Below are 16,174 nucleotides of genomic sequence, written 5' to 3'. Positions count from 1 at the left end.
AGACCAAGTACCGAATGATCGGTTACTTGGTCTTTTGGTAATTCATCTTTTATTCCAGTATTAAGAACTGAACCTAAGATTGCCCCACATATAATTTTTCTGGCGATCTGATTCTTTCTCAATCTTTTGATTAATGTAACCCTTATATACATTGAGTCCTGTATTTAAATCAATAACATGAACGATAGGAGCCCAGCGCTCTTGTTGGAAACCAATACTCAGCAAAAATATCTGATTGTCTTTAATGACAACATCGATGTATTGATTAACGGATGTCTGTGAATCCTCGTGTTTCAAAATAAATTCGCCTTTAACCTTTTTCTCTAGAAGATGATATCGGAGAATACGGGAATCCTTTTCCTTTCCCTTTGCCAGAACTAAAATAATCTCGTCTCCATTTAGAGTTACAACCATTGACTCATTTTGATTATTTGCTAAGTACTCCTTGATCTTCTCGTCTTTAATCTGTTCAGATGTACCATTCTGCAAATCATACACATAAAGCTCACTTCTAGATGAATTACCTTGTTCGGATAAATGTCCTTGATAAATGACAAAACGTTGGGGTTTATTCCTGTCTTGCTCATAGATGCCTTCTCTGATATAGCCGTTGTTATTCTGAATAGGTTGACCCATCAATTGCTCATTCAATAAAGATTTCTTTTCCAAGCTAAACGTGTACAAATGAACTTCTCTCTCGCTATCTTTTTTACGATTTTCAATTGTAATCACTTTAATCGTCTGTCCATCAAACCATACATGCTCCACCCAGTAACTATGCTGATTCATATTCTTTTTGGGTATAATCACTTCAAAGGACGAACTTTGTTTATTTGCCTTTTCATAAATCGATATCGTAAATAGGTATTCCAGATCACTCGTGTTTGGCTTCGGCTTCATTCTCGCATGTCCGATGAATTTTTCATTTTCGCAGAACTCATTCGAATTCCGCTTACCTCTCATAAAGGAATCATGTGCGAAAAACATATCATTCAACGTTTTGTTATTATACTCCATATGATCATCTTGTGATTGTAAGAAGGAATTAGCACGGTACTTGCTTCCTTCGAGATTAATTGTTAATGCATCTTGATTATTTGCTCCTTTAACCTCAATTGAGGCAGCTGCTTTCTCATCACCACTAACGGTTTGGATATAATAATCAGGTTTTGGACTTGAAGTTGTTATATAATAAGTGCCCAGGCACAGTACAGATACTGTGGTTAGCACGGTCGTCTTCCAGTATCGCATCATATGCTGCACCTCCTTAGACAGATATTTTGTTACGAAGCAAGTAAGCACTCAGCCAGAGTGAGACTCCTATAACCGCAGCACGGGCAGCAACTCCCATCAGGAATACTTCGATATTATAAAAATAATCTGGAATCCATATCTCACTGACGATTAAAGGTAGCAAGCATAGTAGGCTTACTCCCACTACATATCCAATACCAGCTGCCATCCCTTTCCAACGGAAACTCCGCTCCAATATAATCGCTGTAAATACGATAAGGATACTCATGAACCCTGTTCCATAGTTATTAAGGAAGTCCAAGAAGTTTCTAGGAAACAAAAGATTTAATTCTCGATGTTCCCTTATGATCTCTTGTAACGATAACTTACTTAATAGTTCATCAGGCACTAGCATATTAAATGATAGATTAAGTAAGACTAAGATCACGATTTGTAGACCAATAAAACCAAGTGTAAACAGAACGATTGCTCCGAACTTTGCCAAGTATACATTCATTCTTGAAGTTGGCAGCATCAGTAATCGATAAGCAAACGTATTCTTTCCCCACCATTCCCGATACCAGATGAAGAACACATACAAGATGAGCACAACAGCACACAGTGCAATTGGACCCAAAAACCACAAACTTCTCGTAAATGAGCCTATTTGGAGAGTACCTGCTGACTCTAATGATACCCCTTGTTCATTGATCATACGATAAAGCCTTCTTGTCTCACCTCTTGCTATTACGTAAACGCCCGTAAATTGCAATACGACTGCCAATGAGCATAAAGCCAAGAACAACTTACTAAACCGATTGATTTCCCATTCGAGAAGTTTCCAAAAGCGATTCATGGTCGATACACCTCTCTCATGACATCAACGACGGATTTGCCTTCCTCCATACGTATATCCTCCGTATTAAATTCCTTCACTACTCTACCTTCATCCAACATGACAACCTTGTCGATTAAATGCTCAATGTCATGAATTTCATGCGTCGTAATAATAACCCCACGATCTTCAATCAGATGACTCGTAAATACATTTGTGATCTGTTCTCGACTAAAAATATCAATCCCCGAGAAAGGTTCATCCATCAGGATATAATCCGCATCAAGCGCCAAACCAAGCATCAAGTTGGTTTTGGCCGCATTCCCTTTTGATAGATCCCCAATTCGGTCTTCCGCTTTAAGTTTAAAGAAATCCAGCATTTCAAGCGCACGCTTCTGGTTCCAATTCACATAAAAATCTTTCATAAATTGCATCGCTTCACGTATTTTTAAGTTCGGAGGCATTGTGATCGTGTCAGGAATGAACGATACTTTTTCATAAATACGTTTATCCACGGGTTGACCATCAATTAAAATTTGACCATTGAATAAGGGAATGAGGCCCATGATTGCCTTCATGATCGTTGACTTCCCTACACCATTAATTCCGACGAGACATGTGATCTGACCTTTTTCTGCTGTAAACGATACTTCGTCCAGCACTCTTTTTCTCTTATATTTTTTACTTATCGATTTAACCTCAATCATTCGGCAACCTCCTATCCTTTAGACCGTTCCGACTCATATTTCTCTTTGACTAGTCCGAGCAATTCCTCCACAGGTACAGCAATTTTCATAACAGAACCAACAAAAACATCGACTGCTTCACGTAAAAGTTCATGCCGGATCGATTTCAGAACCGCCTCATCTGTCGTAATCCTGCTGGGTGAATTACCTTCAGTCGTAATCAACTTTTGTTCCTCCATTTCTTTGTACGCACGCTGCGCGGTATTCGGGTTAATCTGGAGCAATCCGGCAAGCTCCCTGCGGGATGGAATTTCTTGTCCCCCGGCCAATCTTCCTGTTGCGATCTCTTCCTTGAAATAACGGACAACTTGCAAATACACGGGATCGCGATTGTTAAATGCAACGTTCATCGGCCCATCTCCTATTTTCTTTCTTTGTAATTAGGTGTCTCACCATCCACTCCTAGTGTATGTACTAAGTGGTTCATACGCCATGTGTGTACTATACCCTTAATACACAATTCTTGTCAACATATAAACTTTTAAAATCTAAATACTTTTATATAAAATTGTAATATTGTCCCTTTTTATACTAAAATAAGATGTGAATTTAAGATCCAATCTATCATTTGAATGCGAGGTGCACTAAATATCATGTTAAAGGGAAAACACATTTATTTAAGGTTCCTACAACAAGAAGATGCTGCAGAAAATCTCGAATTACATCTACATAATAAGCATTTTTTCGAAACCTATTCAATTACCCGAGAACCTAATTTTTATTCCTTAGCGTATCATCTCGAACGAATTGAAGTACATCTGGAACGACGCAAGAATGATAGTGCCTATTTCTTCGGTATCTTTTCCAATGAAAGTGATCGTTTGATAGGTAATGTTCAACTGTTTCAAGTTATAAGAGGTCCCCTGCAGAGTGCATTTATCGGATATTTTTTAGATAAAGAAGTGAATGGCAAGGGCTATATGACTGAAGCTGTGAAGCTAATGGTTGATTACGCATTCAATGAATTAAAGTTACATCGAATAGAAGCTGGAGTTATGCCACATAATCTCGGCTCCATGCGCGTACTTGAAAAAGCAGGATTCCATAAAGAAGGTTTAGCTGTGAAGAATGTTCTCATTAATAATAAGTGGGAAGATCATCAAGTACTTGCTATTATTAACCCCAATGATTAGACACTTTCTTATGTACACATGCGTACAAGCTGTATAAGACTTTGTTTATATTGTGCAGCAGTGTATTTTCGTTCTCCCCGATACAATTGGAACATACTAGGTCCTGTTGCATTGATGATCGAATCCGCAATGAATGCGTGATCCCTTGCTTCAAGACCTTTTTGCTGTCTTAGCTCTTCTAGTAATTCACATATTGTTGTATGCATCGTCGTATAAATGGGGGATGCGAAGAAGTTGACACCTTCCGTGTAATTTAAATCTCGTGTCGTCCCCATCCACTCATTAGTCACTTCAACAAAGTCCACCCATTCTGTAATGATGCGCTCCAATCGTTCTTCAGCTAGCATCTCATTCGATTCCTTTAGGAATTGTTCAAATTTCGCATGAAGGCTTTTATAGCTTTCGAGCACCAAATCCAGACACAAGTCACTTTTATTCGAATATCGCCTGTACAGCGTACCCTGCCCAACTCCCGCAGACTTCGCAATTTGATGCATACTGACTTGGTTTACGCCGCATTTCATAAATAACTCTTCTGCTTTTTGTAAAATAATCCGTCGATGCTCAGCCGCATCGCGTCTTTCTGTTCGCTTTAACATCCCTTACACCTCTTAATTAAAATTAACACGGTGTTCGTATTGACAACCGGACAATTGTCCGGTAAATTAATTGTGAATCGGACCACATAACATTTTTTTCCATAAATCACACAACAAGCTTTACCATTTTATTGTAACCCTCCCTCAAAGAATGGGTCAATGATGGGATTGCCGAATAAGACATCACTGCAGAGTCAGCTAGACGTCCGAAGATACAATAGAGATTATTGGGAGGTTTGGAGAATGTCATCTGCATCCACACATCAAGTAATTCAAGAATCACCGAAGACGATTAAAGAAATATTAGCACCTCTTATCACGATCATTATTGGCATGTTCATGGTCATTCTGGATGGAACGGCTGTGAATGTCGCACTTCCAGGATTCGTTAAAGATTTCAACAGCTCCTATGCCGTTGTACAATGGACGGTGATGGGGTATGCGCTAGCACAAGCTGCTGTTATCCCACTCGCAGGTTGGCTATCTGATCGGTTCGGTCCCAAAAATATTTTCCTCATTTCACTTACCTTCTTCACAATTGGCTCTTTGCTCTGTGCCCTTGCAACTGACATTACGCAGCTCATTACTTACCGGATTATTCAAGGTATTGGCGGTGGTATGGTTATGCCAATTGCGATGGCATTTATCTATCGAATCAGCCCGCCAGATAAAGTCGGTGCAGTTATGGGCATGATGGGAATTCCAATTCTACTCGCACCTGCACTCGGACCCATATTAGCTGGATACTTGGTTGATTACGTGAATTGGACTTGGATCTTCTTAATCAATATCCCGATTGGTCTCATTGGTCTTCTCATTGGAATGCGAAAATTACCTAAGATGGGCCGTCAAAGTGTACCTGCACTTGATCTGTTGGGTATGATGCTGGCGCCTCTTGCTTTTGCCGCATTATGTTATGGAATAAGTGAAGGCGCAAGTGACTGGTCCTCACTCAAAACAATACTCGGTCTTGGCATTGGAGCTGCTGCCCTGCTTCTATTCATCATCGTTGAGCTTAGCCAAAGGCAGCCACTGCTTGAGCTTCGGGTCTTCGGATCATGGAATTTCACACGTGCGATTATAATCCAATGGATTACTCAAATTGCATTGTTCGGAACGATGTTCTTAGTACCTCTGTTTTTGCAGCAAGCTAAAGGTTACAGTGCTTTTGATACAGGTTTAATTATGCTTCCGCAAGCGCTAGCTGCTGGATTAACGATGCCAATAAGCGGTCGTTTATCGGATAAAGTTGGTGCACGACCACTCGTCATTATAGGAATGGGACTTGTAACCGTTGCTGCTTATTTACTCTCCCAAATCTCGGCTGATGGTGGCATCATCATGATGATAATTCCTTTAATTCTACTGGGTGCGGGAATGGGATTTTCAATGATGCCTTTACAAACACACTTGATGAAATGTGCACCACAAAATCTCGTCAGTCGTGTAACCTCATTAATTAATGCCTTGCAACAAGTCGTTGGTGCCTTTGCTGTTGCTGGCTTAACAACCATCCTTGCTAGCCGAATGAAGGAACATGCAATACCTAATGAAATGCCTACTATTAAAACCTGGGCTGCCTCATTCGGGGATACATTCTTCGTCTTGATCGCTGTTGGCGCATTTGGAATGATACTCGCATTATTACTTACTAAACCAAAAAAGCAACCACAAGGGGATTCCAACGGAGCACCTCAGCCGCAAATGACAATTCACTAAGCGAAAGACATTTGATATAAAAAGAAGGTTAATGCCTGTAGATTTACACCTACTTGCATTAACCTTTTTTATTATGAGTTTAAAAATAATGTCATGAGTTCTTCATCATAATATTGACCATCCATGAACAGCGCACACTTTTCAAGACCAATCGTCTCAAAGCCTACACTTTGATACAAACGCTTTGCGGATACATTCGTCGTAACAACGGCTAAGTTAATCTGCCTTAAATCCTCTAGCGCTTTTGATCTGCGAATAACATCCTCTAACAACATTCTAGCGATCCCTTCACCTCTATACTCAGGCTTCACATATACGCCCCAGATGAATCCTTTATGCTTACTTTTCAAACCCTGCTCACGCTTGAAACCGAACATACCGATGAGCTTACCTTCATCTGTATAAGCTCCTACTACAAAGCTATTTTCATCGTTATTCAGTCTATTCTTCACGTCAGCTAGCGGAGTTTTGACAGATTCCTCATATGTTGAACCAAATGCTTCAGGGTTATTTTGCAAAGCCTCTAAACGCAATGCCCAAAAAACTTCGAATTCCTCAGGTTGTACCGTTTGTACACGTATCATTGATTTATCCCCCATTGGTTACTCCGATTTCTTGCTGCGTCACGATTTGTCCATTGGGACGCAATCTGCACATGGCAATTTCGTCCACAAATCTGCCAAGCGATTTAATACTTCCTTTTTTTACACCTTCAACAGTGAACCCTAATTTTTCATATAATGCCTTTGCTCCTGGATTCGTAGCGAGGACACCTAATTCCACACGTTCTAGCATGAGCCAATCATCAGCTAATTCCAATATCTTGGACATTAGTGCTAACCCAATTCCCTGCCTATGATGGTCACTATCTACGCCGAGATATAAATCGCCAGTATGCGAGCGACGTGCATTTTGCCCTTGCACTAACCCAACAAACCCGACTACTTTACCCTCAATTTCAGCAACGAACTCATATTGATTTGTGCCCAAATTACGGATCCTATTCTCCATAACATCTATACGCAGACTCGGAAGAAAAAGCATATTCGTAAGGACGGCATCTTGCGTACAAATCCGTTGAAACCCCGCAGCATCACTAATTTGAATCGGTCGTATCGTCATTTCTTTCACTTCAGATCACTCCTCGTCCTTGTAGAATATGGTAGATTGTACCATGAAGATATAAGATGTCAAGCTTTCTTCGTTGCGATTTCTTCCTTAACTTGTACGACGAACTCCATGATCTCTTTTGTTCCTTGATCGCCCTCGCCGCGTTTACGAATAGCAACCGCATTTGCATTTTTCTCATTTTCACCCAGAACAAGCATGTAAGGAACTTTCTCAAGTTGGGCTTCCCTTATTTTGTATCCGAGCTTCTCATTACGAATGTCAACTTCTACACGAATACCTGCATCCTCTAAGGATTGTTTAACTTGCAGTGCGTAGTCGATGTAATTCTCCGATACCGGCAAGATCTTCGCTTGAACCGGTGCCATCCATAGCGGGAACGCCCCTGCATAATGTTCAGTCAAGATTCCCATAAAACGATCAATAGAGCCGTACACTGCTCGGTGAATAACGACAGGTCGATGCTTCTGATTGTCCTCACCAATGTAGTTCAAATCGAACTTCTCAGGCATCTGGAAATCAAGCTGGATTGTACCACACTGCCAACTGCGCTTAAGCGCATCAAAAATGTGAAAATCAATCTTCGGTCCGTAAAATGCCCCATCCCCCGGGTTCAATCGGTACTCTACACCGCGTCGATCGAGTACACTTTGTAGGGCATTTTCCGCCTGCTCCCAAAGCTCAGCGGATCCGAGTGAATCTTCTGGGCGAGTTGAAAGCTCTATCTTATATTCAAACCCGAACACTTGATAAATCTGATCGATTAGCGCAATCACTCGACCAATTTCTTCTTCAATTTGATCCGGACGCACGAAGATATGAGCATCATCTTGGCAAAAAGTACGTACACGCATCATGCCATTAAGTGCGCCTGAGAATTCGTGACGATGCACTTGACCAAATTCCGAGATACGAATCGGTAGTTCGCGGTACGAGTGCAGGCTATTTTTATAAACCAGCATGTGTCCTGGGCAGTTCATTGGTTTCAAAGCGAACTTTGTATCATCTACATCTGTAAAATACATGTTCTCGCGATAATGATCCCAATGTCCCGACTGCTCCCACAAACGTTGATTCATCATTAATGGTGTTTTTACCTCATCATAATCTTGCTTCACTTGCAGCTCACGTGAGAAGTTCTCTAGCTCCGTGCGCATCGCCATTCCCTTCGGTAAATAGAACGGCATACCAGGTGCTTCTTCCGAGAACATGAACAGCCCTAACTCTTTACCTAACTTTCGATGGTCACGTTTCTTTGCTTCTTCTAGCATTGCTAAATGATCTTCTAGTTGTGATTTCTTCGGAAAAGCAGTTCCATAAATGCGCTGCAGCATTTTATTCTTTGCATCGCCACGCCAATAAGCTCCCGCGACATTCGTTAGCTTAAATGCTTTGATTGCACCTGTTGACGGAAGATGGGGTCCACGGCATAAATCCGTAAATTCACCTTGTGTATAAAGGGAAAGTGTTGCATCCACCGGCAAATCTTGAATAATCTCCAGTTTCAAGTTCTCATTCAAGTTTGTAAAACGATCAATTGCATTTTCACGACTCACCTCGCAGCGAACAATCGGGTGGTTTTCTTTTACGATCTGCTGCATTTCTTTTTCAATATTCGCTAAATCATCTGTCGACAATGGCTTATCGATATCAATATCGTAGTAAAATCCATCTTCAATTACAGGTCCGATCCCTAGCTTAACGGACTGCTGCCCAAATATACGAACAATCGCTTGCGCCATCAAATGTGCTGTGCTGTGACGATAGATTTCCAAACCGTCTTTACTATCGAGCACCACGATTTCAACTTGGCAATCCTCTGTAATCTCGTGCTGTAAATCAACAAGCTGACCGTTAATTTTACCTGCGATGGCATTTTTGCGAAGTCCTGTACTAATGGATGCCGCCACCTGCTCAATTGTTGTACCCCGCTCAAATCCCCGAACTTCTCCACCTAATAATGATACTTGAATTCCCATATTTAACCCTCCAGTCCGATGTGTGTAACCCAAAATTTGAACGCAAAAAAACGCATCTCTTCCCAAGGGACGAGTGCGTTCAAGCTCGTGGTTCCACCCTAATTCGACCTGCATTCGTTCGTGCTTGGGCAATCGCACCAAACCACGCACATGCAGCGTCCTTAATCAGCATCCGTTATCGAGGATGGGACGGTGAGGCTTACAACCAAAGCAAGTACTCTGGGTTCAACATCACGGCTACTAAGGGGTAATATCATATTCGAATCAGGAGAAGCTTGCACCAATCACTTCTCTCTCTGTGCAGTCCGTAACATGAATCATGTCTTAGATCAAAGCCATTATTTGGTTCTTGGTTTATGATTATAGTCCTACTCTATTTGCGGGTCAAGGTTTTTTTTGCAAAAATGTTTCATTAAGAATTAATCCAGCTCATAGATCGAGCCTGATCTGCTGGCGAATAACTCCATATATACTTTCTCCGCATAAGCATCTGTCATTCCCGAGATGTAATCGGCCACAAGCCGTTCCCACGGCCAATTCCCCTTATTTTGCTCGTAACTCTCGATCCAATCTGGTGGAAGAATAAGACGACCTGTTTCATAATGAATAAAGCTCTCCCACAAGCGCTGCAACATGATTTCACTGCGTTTTTGCAAGCGCTGCACACGGAAATCTTTCACAAGTGTCACCCAAGCTAGTTTTTTCAAAATTTCCATTGTACGAAGCAACTCCAAGTCCTGCTTCCCCTCACGAACTAGCGTAACTTTTTTCCAACCTGTAGCAGGATCATCAATAATCCCTACATGCTGCGCAAATTTACTCACCCATTGTGCTTTCATCTCTCGTCTTGTGCGAGATACTTCCAAATCACACTCCGCATAGATCGCTTCCCACTGCTGCAAATATTGATCCAGTACTTGCTTGACCATCGCGGTCACATCGATCTCATCCCAAGCTATATGGGAATTACCTTGATCTTCGATAATTTCTTGACTTAGGTGTGCAATCAAACGTTCATCCTCAAGGAAACTACGGGTCATTTGGATTTTACCTGCTCGAATACCATCTTCAATATCATGCGTGGAATAGGCAATGTCATCGCACAAATCCATGAGCTGCGCTTCAAGAGTTGCGCAATCTTTGGGCATTCTCCAAGCTTCACGCAAGTAGTTAATGCCTTCCCATTCCGCTGCATACACTCCCTTTAATCTGCCGGGTGCATCTAAGCAACAAGGATATTTATTAATGGACAATAAAACAGACGCACTCAGATCAAGACCACTTCCGCTGCCCGCACGCTTTTCCAAAAACATTAATATGCGAAAATTTTGTGCATTCCCTTCATAAAATTGCCCAAATTGTGCTGTTAGCAAGTCATTAAGTACTTCTTCCCCTTTATGTCCAAAAGGTGGATGCCCCAAGTCATGAGCTAGTGCCGCAATCTCAACAACCTCTGGTTGAATCATGAGTCCTGGATGTTCTTTTTTTTCCAAGAAGGCATAATTCTTACCTAGCTTTCTCGCGACTTCTCTGGCAATTTGAGAAACTTCAAGGGAATGGGTCAGTCTTGTCCGATAATAATCGCCACTCCCCGCACCAAACACTTGGGATTTCCCTTGCAGCCGTCTGAATGATGGCGATTGAATTAAACGCGCATAATCCTTTTCAATTTCATCTCGGTCTTCACTTGAATGCATATTGCCTGTATCGAATAATCGTAATTTACGTATGTTCATTGTAATCCCTCATTTTACGTGTGTAGTAGTTCGTATTAATCCAATATTATATCACATGCTGTAAATGCACGTACGAACCTTTCATCTTGGATCAAATATTATACATGCATGTCTGCAGCATCCCGCACTAACTTAGCGTTTCCAAGGATAAGCATAATCATGACAACCATCCAATAAAACAAAAACAGATCTTCGCTTGGATTCCTACCAAGAAGATCTGTTCTCTTTACAATCGAAATCGATACCCTGCGCCCCATAACGTCTCAATGTATTGGGCTTTGGATGCATCTATCTCAATTTTCTCTCTTAGTTTCCGGATATGGACAGTTACTGTCTGTGAGTCGCCTAGCGCATCCATTCCCCATAATTTCTCGAACAATTGATCTTTGCTGAAGACACGGTTGGGATTTAAGGCTAGAAAATATAGTAAATCGAACTCCTTCGCCGTAAGTATCACCTCTTGATCATGTACAAATACTCTTCGTGATCCATAATCGATCAAGAGGCCGTGAATGCGGATCTCTTCTTTATTTTCCTTGCTACCAATCAGTCGCTCATACCTAGCTAAATGGGCTTTCACCCTTGCAACCAATTCACCCGGTTTGAATGGTTTGGTAATATAGTCATCTGCTCCAAGACCTAAACCACGAATCACATCGATATCTTCTTTCTTCGCAGTAACCATTAGAATAGGTACATTATGCTTCTCACGAATTTGTCTACAGACATCAAAACCATTGATTCGTGGAAGCATCAAATCCAAAATAATTAAATCGTACTCCCCGCTCATCCCTAGCTTTAACCCCGACTCGCCATCCGTCGCGATATCTACTTTAAAACCATGAACCTCTAAATAATCTCTTTCCAGCTCCGCAATGACTTTCTCATCTTCTACAATTAGAACTTGCTTCATTGTTGGTCACCAACTTTATGATTTCTCCGAGGTAAGGTCATTGTAATACATGTACTCTCACCAACCGTACTATCTGCTTGAATCGTGCCTTCATGACCATCCATAATTTGTTTGGTAATCGCGAGGCCAAGCCCGCTTCCCCCCGTGTGACTGTTTCGTGATAGATCTGCGCGATAAAACCGTTCGAATACAAACGGCAGTGCGTCTGGTTCTATTCCCTGGCCATTATCCTTCAACTGAATAACAACGTCATCTTTTGTCATAAAAGCCGTTAAATGAATCGTTTTCTCCGTTTTGTCCATATACTTTAATCCATTATCAATAATATTCGCGAATACCCGCTTAAGTTTGTCTCGATCGACCAACACATAGGTCTCCGGTTCTAATGTAATATTCGATGAATAATGGACACCTTGTTTGCCGAGATCAAATTCAAGTTCTTCCGATAAATCCAATAAAAATACGTGAAAATCAACGATTTCAAATTGAAATGGCAATCGGTTCAAATCCAGTTTGGAATATAAGAATAGCTCATCGATCAAGTGGTCCATCTCTTCTGCTTTGGAAGATATGATATCGATGTATTTCTGTCTTTTCTCCTGTGTGTCTGCAATTCCGTCTCCCAGACCATCAACATACCCTCTGATCGCAGTTAAAGGAGTTCTAAGATCATGGGATATGTTCGATATAAGTTCTTTTCGATTCTCTTCATATTGGATTTGCGTATGAATCGAATGCTGCAGCTGGTTTCGCATTTGTTCGAAGGCAACACTAAGCTCCCCGATCTCATCCCTACTCGTCGGTTCAACTTGAAATTCCAAATCGCCTGCTTCAATACGTTTCATGGCATTCTTCAACTTCGTAAGAGGTCGTATGATACTTCTAGATACGAAATACGTCAGTAATGTATTCGTCAGAATCAGAATAATAATACTGGTGATAAAGAGAATCGGGAAAAATTTCTGAGCAAAATTCACCAAAGGATTCAAGGTTGTCATTACAATGACACTGCCGGGTGTTTGGTCAGCGAATCTAAAATCAAAGTGGCCGAACGAAATGAGCTCCTTCCCAACGTGTTCTGCCTCACCTCTCTCCAAATGTCCTGAATCTTCAAATGCGGGTAAATGATTCAGAATATCCGAGTGTTGCAATGAAGGTGATGTGTAGATAACCCTTTGATCCTTACGTACAATCAAATTGGATTTATTCCCTAACAACTCCTGATCCAGATCAGACAAGTAACTCGAATCGAACAGAATGGAAGGATTCTTCTCAACCGATCGTTTCATCTCCTTCAATATGCCTTCCACATGTTGATCTTCAAACATGCGATGGGCACCTGCTCCATATTGCTCACGGATGGTCTGAAGATCACCACGAAATACGACAGTCAAGAGTATAGCTGTGAAAAATGTGATAACTAGCGGAATAATTAACATGGCTGCATACGAGAGCAGTAACTTAATACGAATCGACATCGGTAGATTCCCCGTTTACACTTCTTTTCGATCAAATATATAGTAACCTAGAGTAAAAAACAACACACAGCTGGATAACAAGTATAGTGAGGTGGACCATAATTTACCTACCGCGACGGTATGACTAATCCATAGCATATGCCAGTCAGTATAGGAAGCTGGTGAGAACGTAGACATGGCGCTCAGTAGAAATGGTGAAATTTTAAGTAGCACATAAAGTACAATGGCAGATACCATAAACCCACTCGCACTCTTGAAAAATTGAGCTACAAAAACAAAGACAGCAGATAGCGCGACCATCGCAACGAAAGCAGCAGCATAGGCCTTCAATACGCCAATTCCCTCTGTGAAACTAAGGGCTGTACCAGCAAATACATTACAAATTAACGTTACCACGCCTAATAATACAAGTAACGCACCAATCCCCACAGCGATTGCTGTAACCTTCGCACAGAACACTTGAAATCTCGTATTTGGCCGTAAGAAAGCAAGCTTCAAGGTTCGTGTTGCCACTTCACTTGGAAAAAGATCTGCCGTCATAGTTAAGATGAAGAGGGGAATCCATACCACCGTATAAATACTTAACATCTGAATCGGAAAGGATTGGCTAACCGCTACAAGTCCCAATATAGGCTGTAATGCGTGAAGTGACACGGCTAGCAGAATCGGAAGAATGATCGAGAATGCGAAGAATGCTATCATTTTCTTACGATATAAGAGCAACCATAGTTCATTGATAAACCCAACCCTCCATTTATACACTTTCCTTCTCCCCTTTCCTGCATTCTAATTCGTGAATATAGAATTGTTCCAGCGATTGCTGGCTCTCCAACAAATGAGATACATACCCTTCTTGAATCAATTGCCCATCGACAATAATCCCCACGCGATTACATAGTTGCTCCAGTTCGTGGATCATATGACTAGAGATGAGGAATGTGGTTCCATGCTCCTCAGACAACTGTTTAATAAGCCGTCGAAACATAACCGTGCCTTCAATGTCCAGACCGTTCGTAGGTTCATCCAAAATAACAAACTTCGGATTCGGCAAAATAGCCGCAGCAAGTGCTAATTTCTGCTTCATGCCGGTCGAATAATTCTTGATTTTATCTTTGCGAACTTGGATCAAGCCTACAACCTCTAATACCTCCGTAATTCGTTGATCCGTAATATTCGGATAGAATCGACCAACTAACTTCAAATATTGCCATGCAGTTATAAAATCATGAAAATCTGCTGATTCAATCATACAGCCGACATGCTGCATGCCCTCTTCAAATTGATCGATTAGGTCTCCATTAAAAAGTGTAATCTTCCCTTGATCCGCACGGATCAAACCTGTAATGAGCTTCAAAAATGTTGTCTTGCCTGCCCCATTCGGCCCAAGTAATCCATACACATCACCGGCATTTAACTGCAGACTGATATCTCGAATCCCTCTGTTATTACGGAATACTTTCGTAAGTTGATGCGTCTCTAATATCGGATCCATTTGGATGATTCCTCCTTCATATGGTGATGCAACAGATAGACGCTGAGTAAAAGCCTATCTGCTGCTGTTCCGTCATCGGTACTTCAATTATTTATTGTCACCATGAAACTTACCATGTTGATGATTATCCATTTGTTGAACTTTTTTACCAGAAAGATCTATCGAATCCGGTGTTGTTGTGTTATAACCCGAAAGGTTTGCCTGCAGGTGTACAGTCACTTGATGCGCTGTACCGCTAGCATCTTTACCGGAAATCGTGATGTCAGCTTCTTGATGCTCAATATAATTGTCAGCGTTAATATTAGCATTGAAGGAAACCTTCTCAATCTTAATATCTTGCGTCAATTGAGGTGTCGCAGCTTGAAGTACATCGCCATTAAATGGAAGTCCATTCGCATTGTTATCTTTCTTCTCTCGATCTTGCTTATGATTGGAAGCTTGTTTAATCATAATCGGTGCGATCCCGTTCACAACGGCTGGAATTTGTGAATTATCCAGCTGAGCTGTAATCTCCTTGGAACCATCTGTCTTCGCATCTACAGCGACGTAATCCTTCAAGTTCCCTACTAGCGCATCAATAACCGTCTCAACTTGTTGCGAAATTTGCGGATCTAGCGTTTCTTTTGCATCGTTCTTTTTCTTTTCTTTGTCGCGTTCTTGTTCGACATAATACGTATCATTGCTACTCGATTTAAGTACGGTCTGATCTTTCAGCTTATAGAAGTTAACAGACTGTGTTGCACCACTCACATTCATATCCGCACTACCGCTCGCTGTCTGCGTGTTTAGATTGATCTTGAAGTTACCTGCCGCGCTAGCAAGAACATTGCCATTGTCCTGCAAAGAAGCGGATGCCTGCACAGCTACATTTTGAATCGTTCTTGTGTTCTTCAGTGCAGATTTATACGCGTCATACCCGGATGTACTCGCAAATGCACTTACTCCTGTTGTAATCATCATGACGCTACTAATACCTAGTGCTCCACCTAGCATTAACCATTTCTTCTTCATGTTCTACCTCCTGAAAAATAAGATATTTGACTCACAAGATCAATCATAGGCAGTAAAACTAAAAACCTTGTGAAGCATTTATTAAATTCTTATTAAATCAACAAAAAGTCATCAAATGTGAATAAAAGAAGGAGCTGCACTCCTGAAGTAAATTTTTCTACTTCGAGGAGTG

The 16,174-nt window shown here is 41.3% G+C and carries 16 protein-coding genes; 2 read left to right on the top strand and 14 right to left on the bottom strand.

Annotated features, from left to right (window positions below; genetic code table 11):
- Positions 1-60: 60 nt before the first annotated feature.
- The 4 genes from ACSBOP_RS09830 to ACSBOP_RS09815 are packed head-to-tail and all read right to left on the bottom strand — an operon-like array spanning position 61 to position 3,164.
- Complete coding sequence (locus tag ACSBOP_RS09830) at positions 61-1,254, bottom strand: hypothetical protein (protein WP_442604229.1); 1,194 nt, start codon at positions 1,252-1,254, stop codon at positions 61-63.
- A 13-nt stretch (positions 1,255-1,267) separates the two neighbouring features.
- Positions 1,268-2,089: a hypothetical protein gene (locus tag ACSBOP_RS09825; protein WP_442604228.1), complete on the bottom strand. Its 822-nt coding sequence runs from the start codon at positions 2,087-2,089 to the stop codon at positions 1,268-1,270.
- A complete protein-coding gene (locus ACSBOP_RS09820) occupies positions 2,086-2,775 on the bottom strand; it encodes an ABC transporter ATP-binding protein (RefSeq protein WP_442604227.1) in 690 nt (229 codons plus the stop codon). The genes ACSBOP_RS09825 and ACSBOP_RS09820 overlap by 4 nt, the downstream gene beginning before the upstream one ends.
- A gap of 11 nt (positions 2,776-2,786) precedes the next feature.
- Complete coding sequence (locus ACSBOP_RS09815; RefSeq protein ID WP_442604226.1) at positions 2,787-3,164, bottom strand: GntR family transcriptional regulator; 378 nt, start codon at positions 3,162-3,164, stop codon at positions 2,787-2,789.
- A gap of 243 nt (positions 3,165-3,407) precedes the next feature.
- Here ACSBOP_RS09815 and ACSBOP_RS09810 point away from each other — a divergent pair, with 243 nt between their 5' ends.
- Complete coding sequence (locus tag ACSBOP_RS09810) at positions 3,408-3,947, top strand: GNAT family N-acetyltransferase (protein WP_442604225.1); 540 nt, start codon at positions 3,408-3,410, stop codon at positions 3,945-3,947.
- A gap of 8 nt (positions 3,948-3,955) precedes the next feature.
- Here ACSBOP_RS09810 and ACSBOP_RS09805 read toward each other — a convergent pair whose 3' ends face one another.
- Positions 3,956-4,546: a TetR/AcrR family transcriptional regulator gene (locus ACSBOP_RS09805; protein ID WP_442604224.1), complete on the bottom strand. Its 591-nt coding sequence runs from the start codon at positions 4,544-4,546 to the stop codon at positions 3,956-3,958.
- A gap of 243 nt (positions 4,547-4,789) precedes the next feature.
- Here ACSBOP_RS09805 and ACSBOP_RS09800 point away from each other — a divergent pair, with 243 nt between their 5' ends.
- Entirely contained in the window at positions 4,790-6,265 is a 1,476-nt protein-coding gene (locus ACSBOP_RS09800; protein ID WP_442604223.1) for a DHA2 family efflux MFS transporter permease subunit, read from the top strand.
- A gap of 71 nt (positions 6,266-6,336) precedes the next feature.
- Here ACSBOP_RS09800 and ACSBOP_RS09795 read toward each other — a convergent pair whose 3' ends face one another.
- The 9 genes from ACSBOP_RS09795 to ACSBOP_RS09755 all read right to left on the bottom strand — a co-directional run bounded on the left by ACSBOP_RS09795 (position 6,337) and on the right by ACSBOP_RS09755 (position 16,002).
- Complete coding sequence (locus tag ACSBOP_RS09795) at positions 6,337-6,849, bottom strand: GNAT family N-acetyltransferase (RefSeq protein ID WP_442604222.1); 513 nt, start codon at positions 6,847-6,849, stop codon at positions 6,337-6,339.
- Positions 6,850-6,853: 4 nt separating this feature from the next.
- The gene (locus ACSBOP_RS09790; RefSeq protein ID WP_442604434.1) at positions 6,854-7,387 is read right to left on the bottom strand and encodes a GNAT family N-acetyltransferase; all 534 of its coding nucleotides are present in this window, start codon (positions 7,385-7,387) and stop codon (positions 6,854-6,856) included.
- Between the two features lie 68 nt (positions 7,388-7,455).
- Positions 7,456-9,372 carry a threonine--tRNA ligase gene (thrS, locus tag ACSBOP_RS09785; RefSeq protein ID WP_442604221.1) on the bottom strand — a complete coding sequence of 639 codons (1,917 nt, stop codon included), beginning with the start codon at positions 9,370-9,372 and terminating at the stop codon, positions 7,456-7,458.
- 419 nt (positions 9,373-9,791) lie between these two features.
- A complete protein-coding gene (locus ACSBOP_RS09780; protein ID WP_442604220.1) occupies positions 9,792-11,108 on the bottom strand; it encodes a deoxyguanosinetriphosphate triphosphohydrolase family protein in 1,317 nt (438 codons plus the stop codon).
- A gap of 226 nt (positions 11,109-11,334) precedes the next feature.
- On the bottom strand, positions 11,335-12,021 hold the full coding sequence (locus ACSBOP_RS09775) for a response regulator transcription factor (RefSeq protein ID WP_442604219.1): 687 nt from the start codon (positions 12,019-12,021) through the stop codon (positions 11,335-11,337).
- Positions 12,018-13,499, bottom strand: coding sequence for an ATP-binding protein (locus ACSBOP_RS09770; protein WP_442604218.1), 1,482 nt, complete (start codon positions 13,497-13,499; stop codon positions 12,018-12,020). The genes ACSBOP_RS09775 and ACSBOP_RS09770 overlap by 4 nt, the downstream gene beginning before the upstream one ends.
- Before the next feature lie 15 nt (positions 13,500-13,514).
- A complete protein-coding gene (locus ACSBOP_RS09765) occupies positions 13,515-14,261 on the bottom strand; it encodes an ABC transporter permease subunit (protein WP_442604217.1) in 747 nt (248 codons plus the stop codon).
- Positions 14,254-14,991, bottom strand: coding sequence for an ABC transporter ATP-binding protein (locus tag ACSBOP_RS09760; RefSeq protein WP_442604216.1), 738 nt, complete (start codon positions 14,989-14,991; stop codon positions 14,254-14,256). The genes ACSBOP_RS09765 and ACSBOP_RS09760 overlap by 8 nt, the downstream gene beginning before the upstream one ends.
- 87 nt (positions 14,992-15,078) lie before the next feature.
- Complete coding sequence (locus tag ACSBOP_RS09755; protein WP_442604215.1) at positions 15,079-16,002, bottom strand: hypothetical protein; 924 nt, start codon at positions 16,000-16,002, stop codon at positions 15,079-15,081.
- Positions 16,003-16,174: the final 172 nt, after the last annotated feature.

It is taken from the genome of Paenibacillus sp. KN14-4R (assembly GCF_052180255.1).
In the GTDB taxonomy this organism is placed as follows: domain Bacteria; phylum Bacillota; class Bacilli; order Paenibacillales; family NBRC-103111; genus Paenibacillus_AM.
This window is presented reverse-complemented; position numbering and strand designations above follow the sequence as displayed.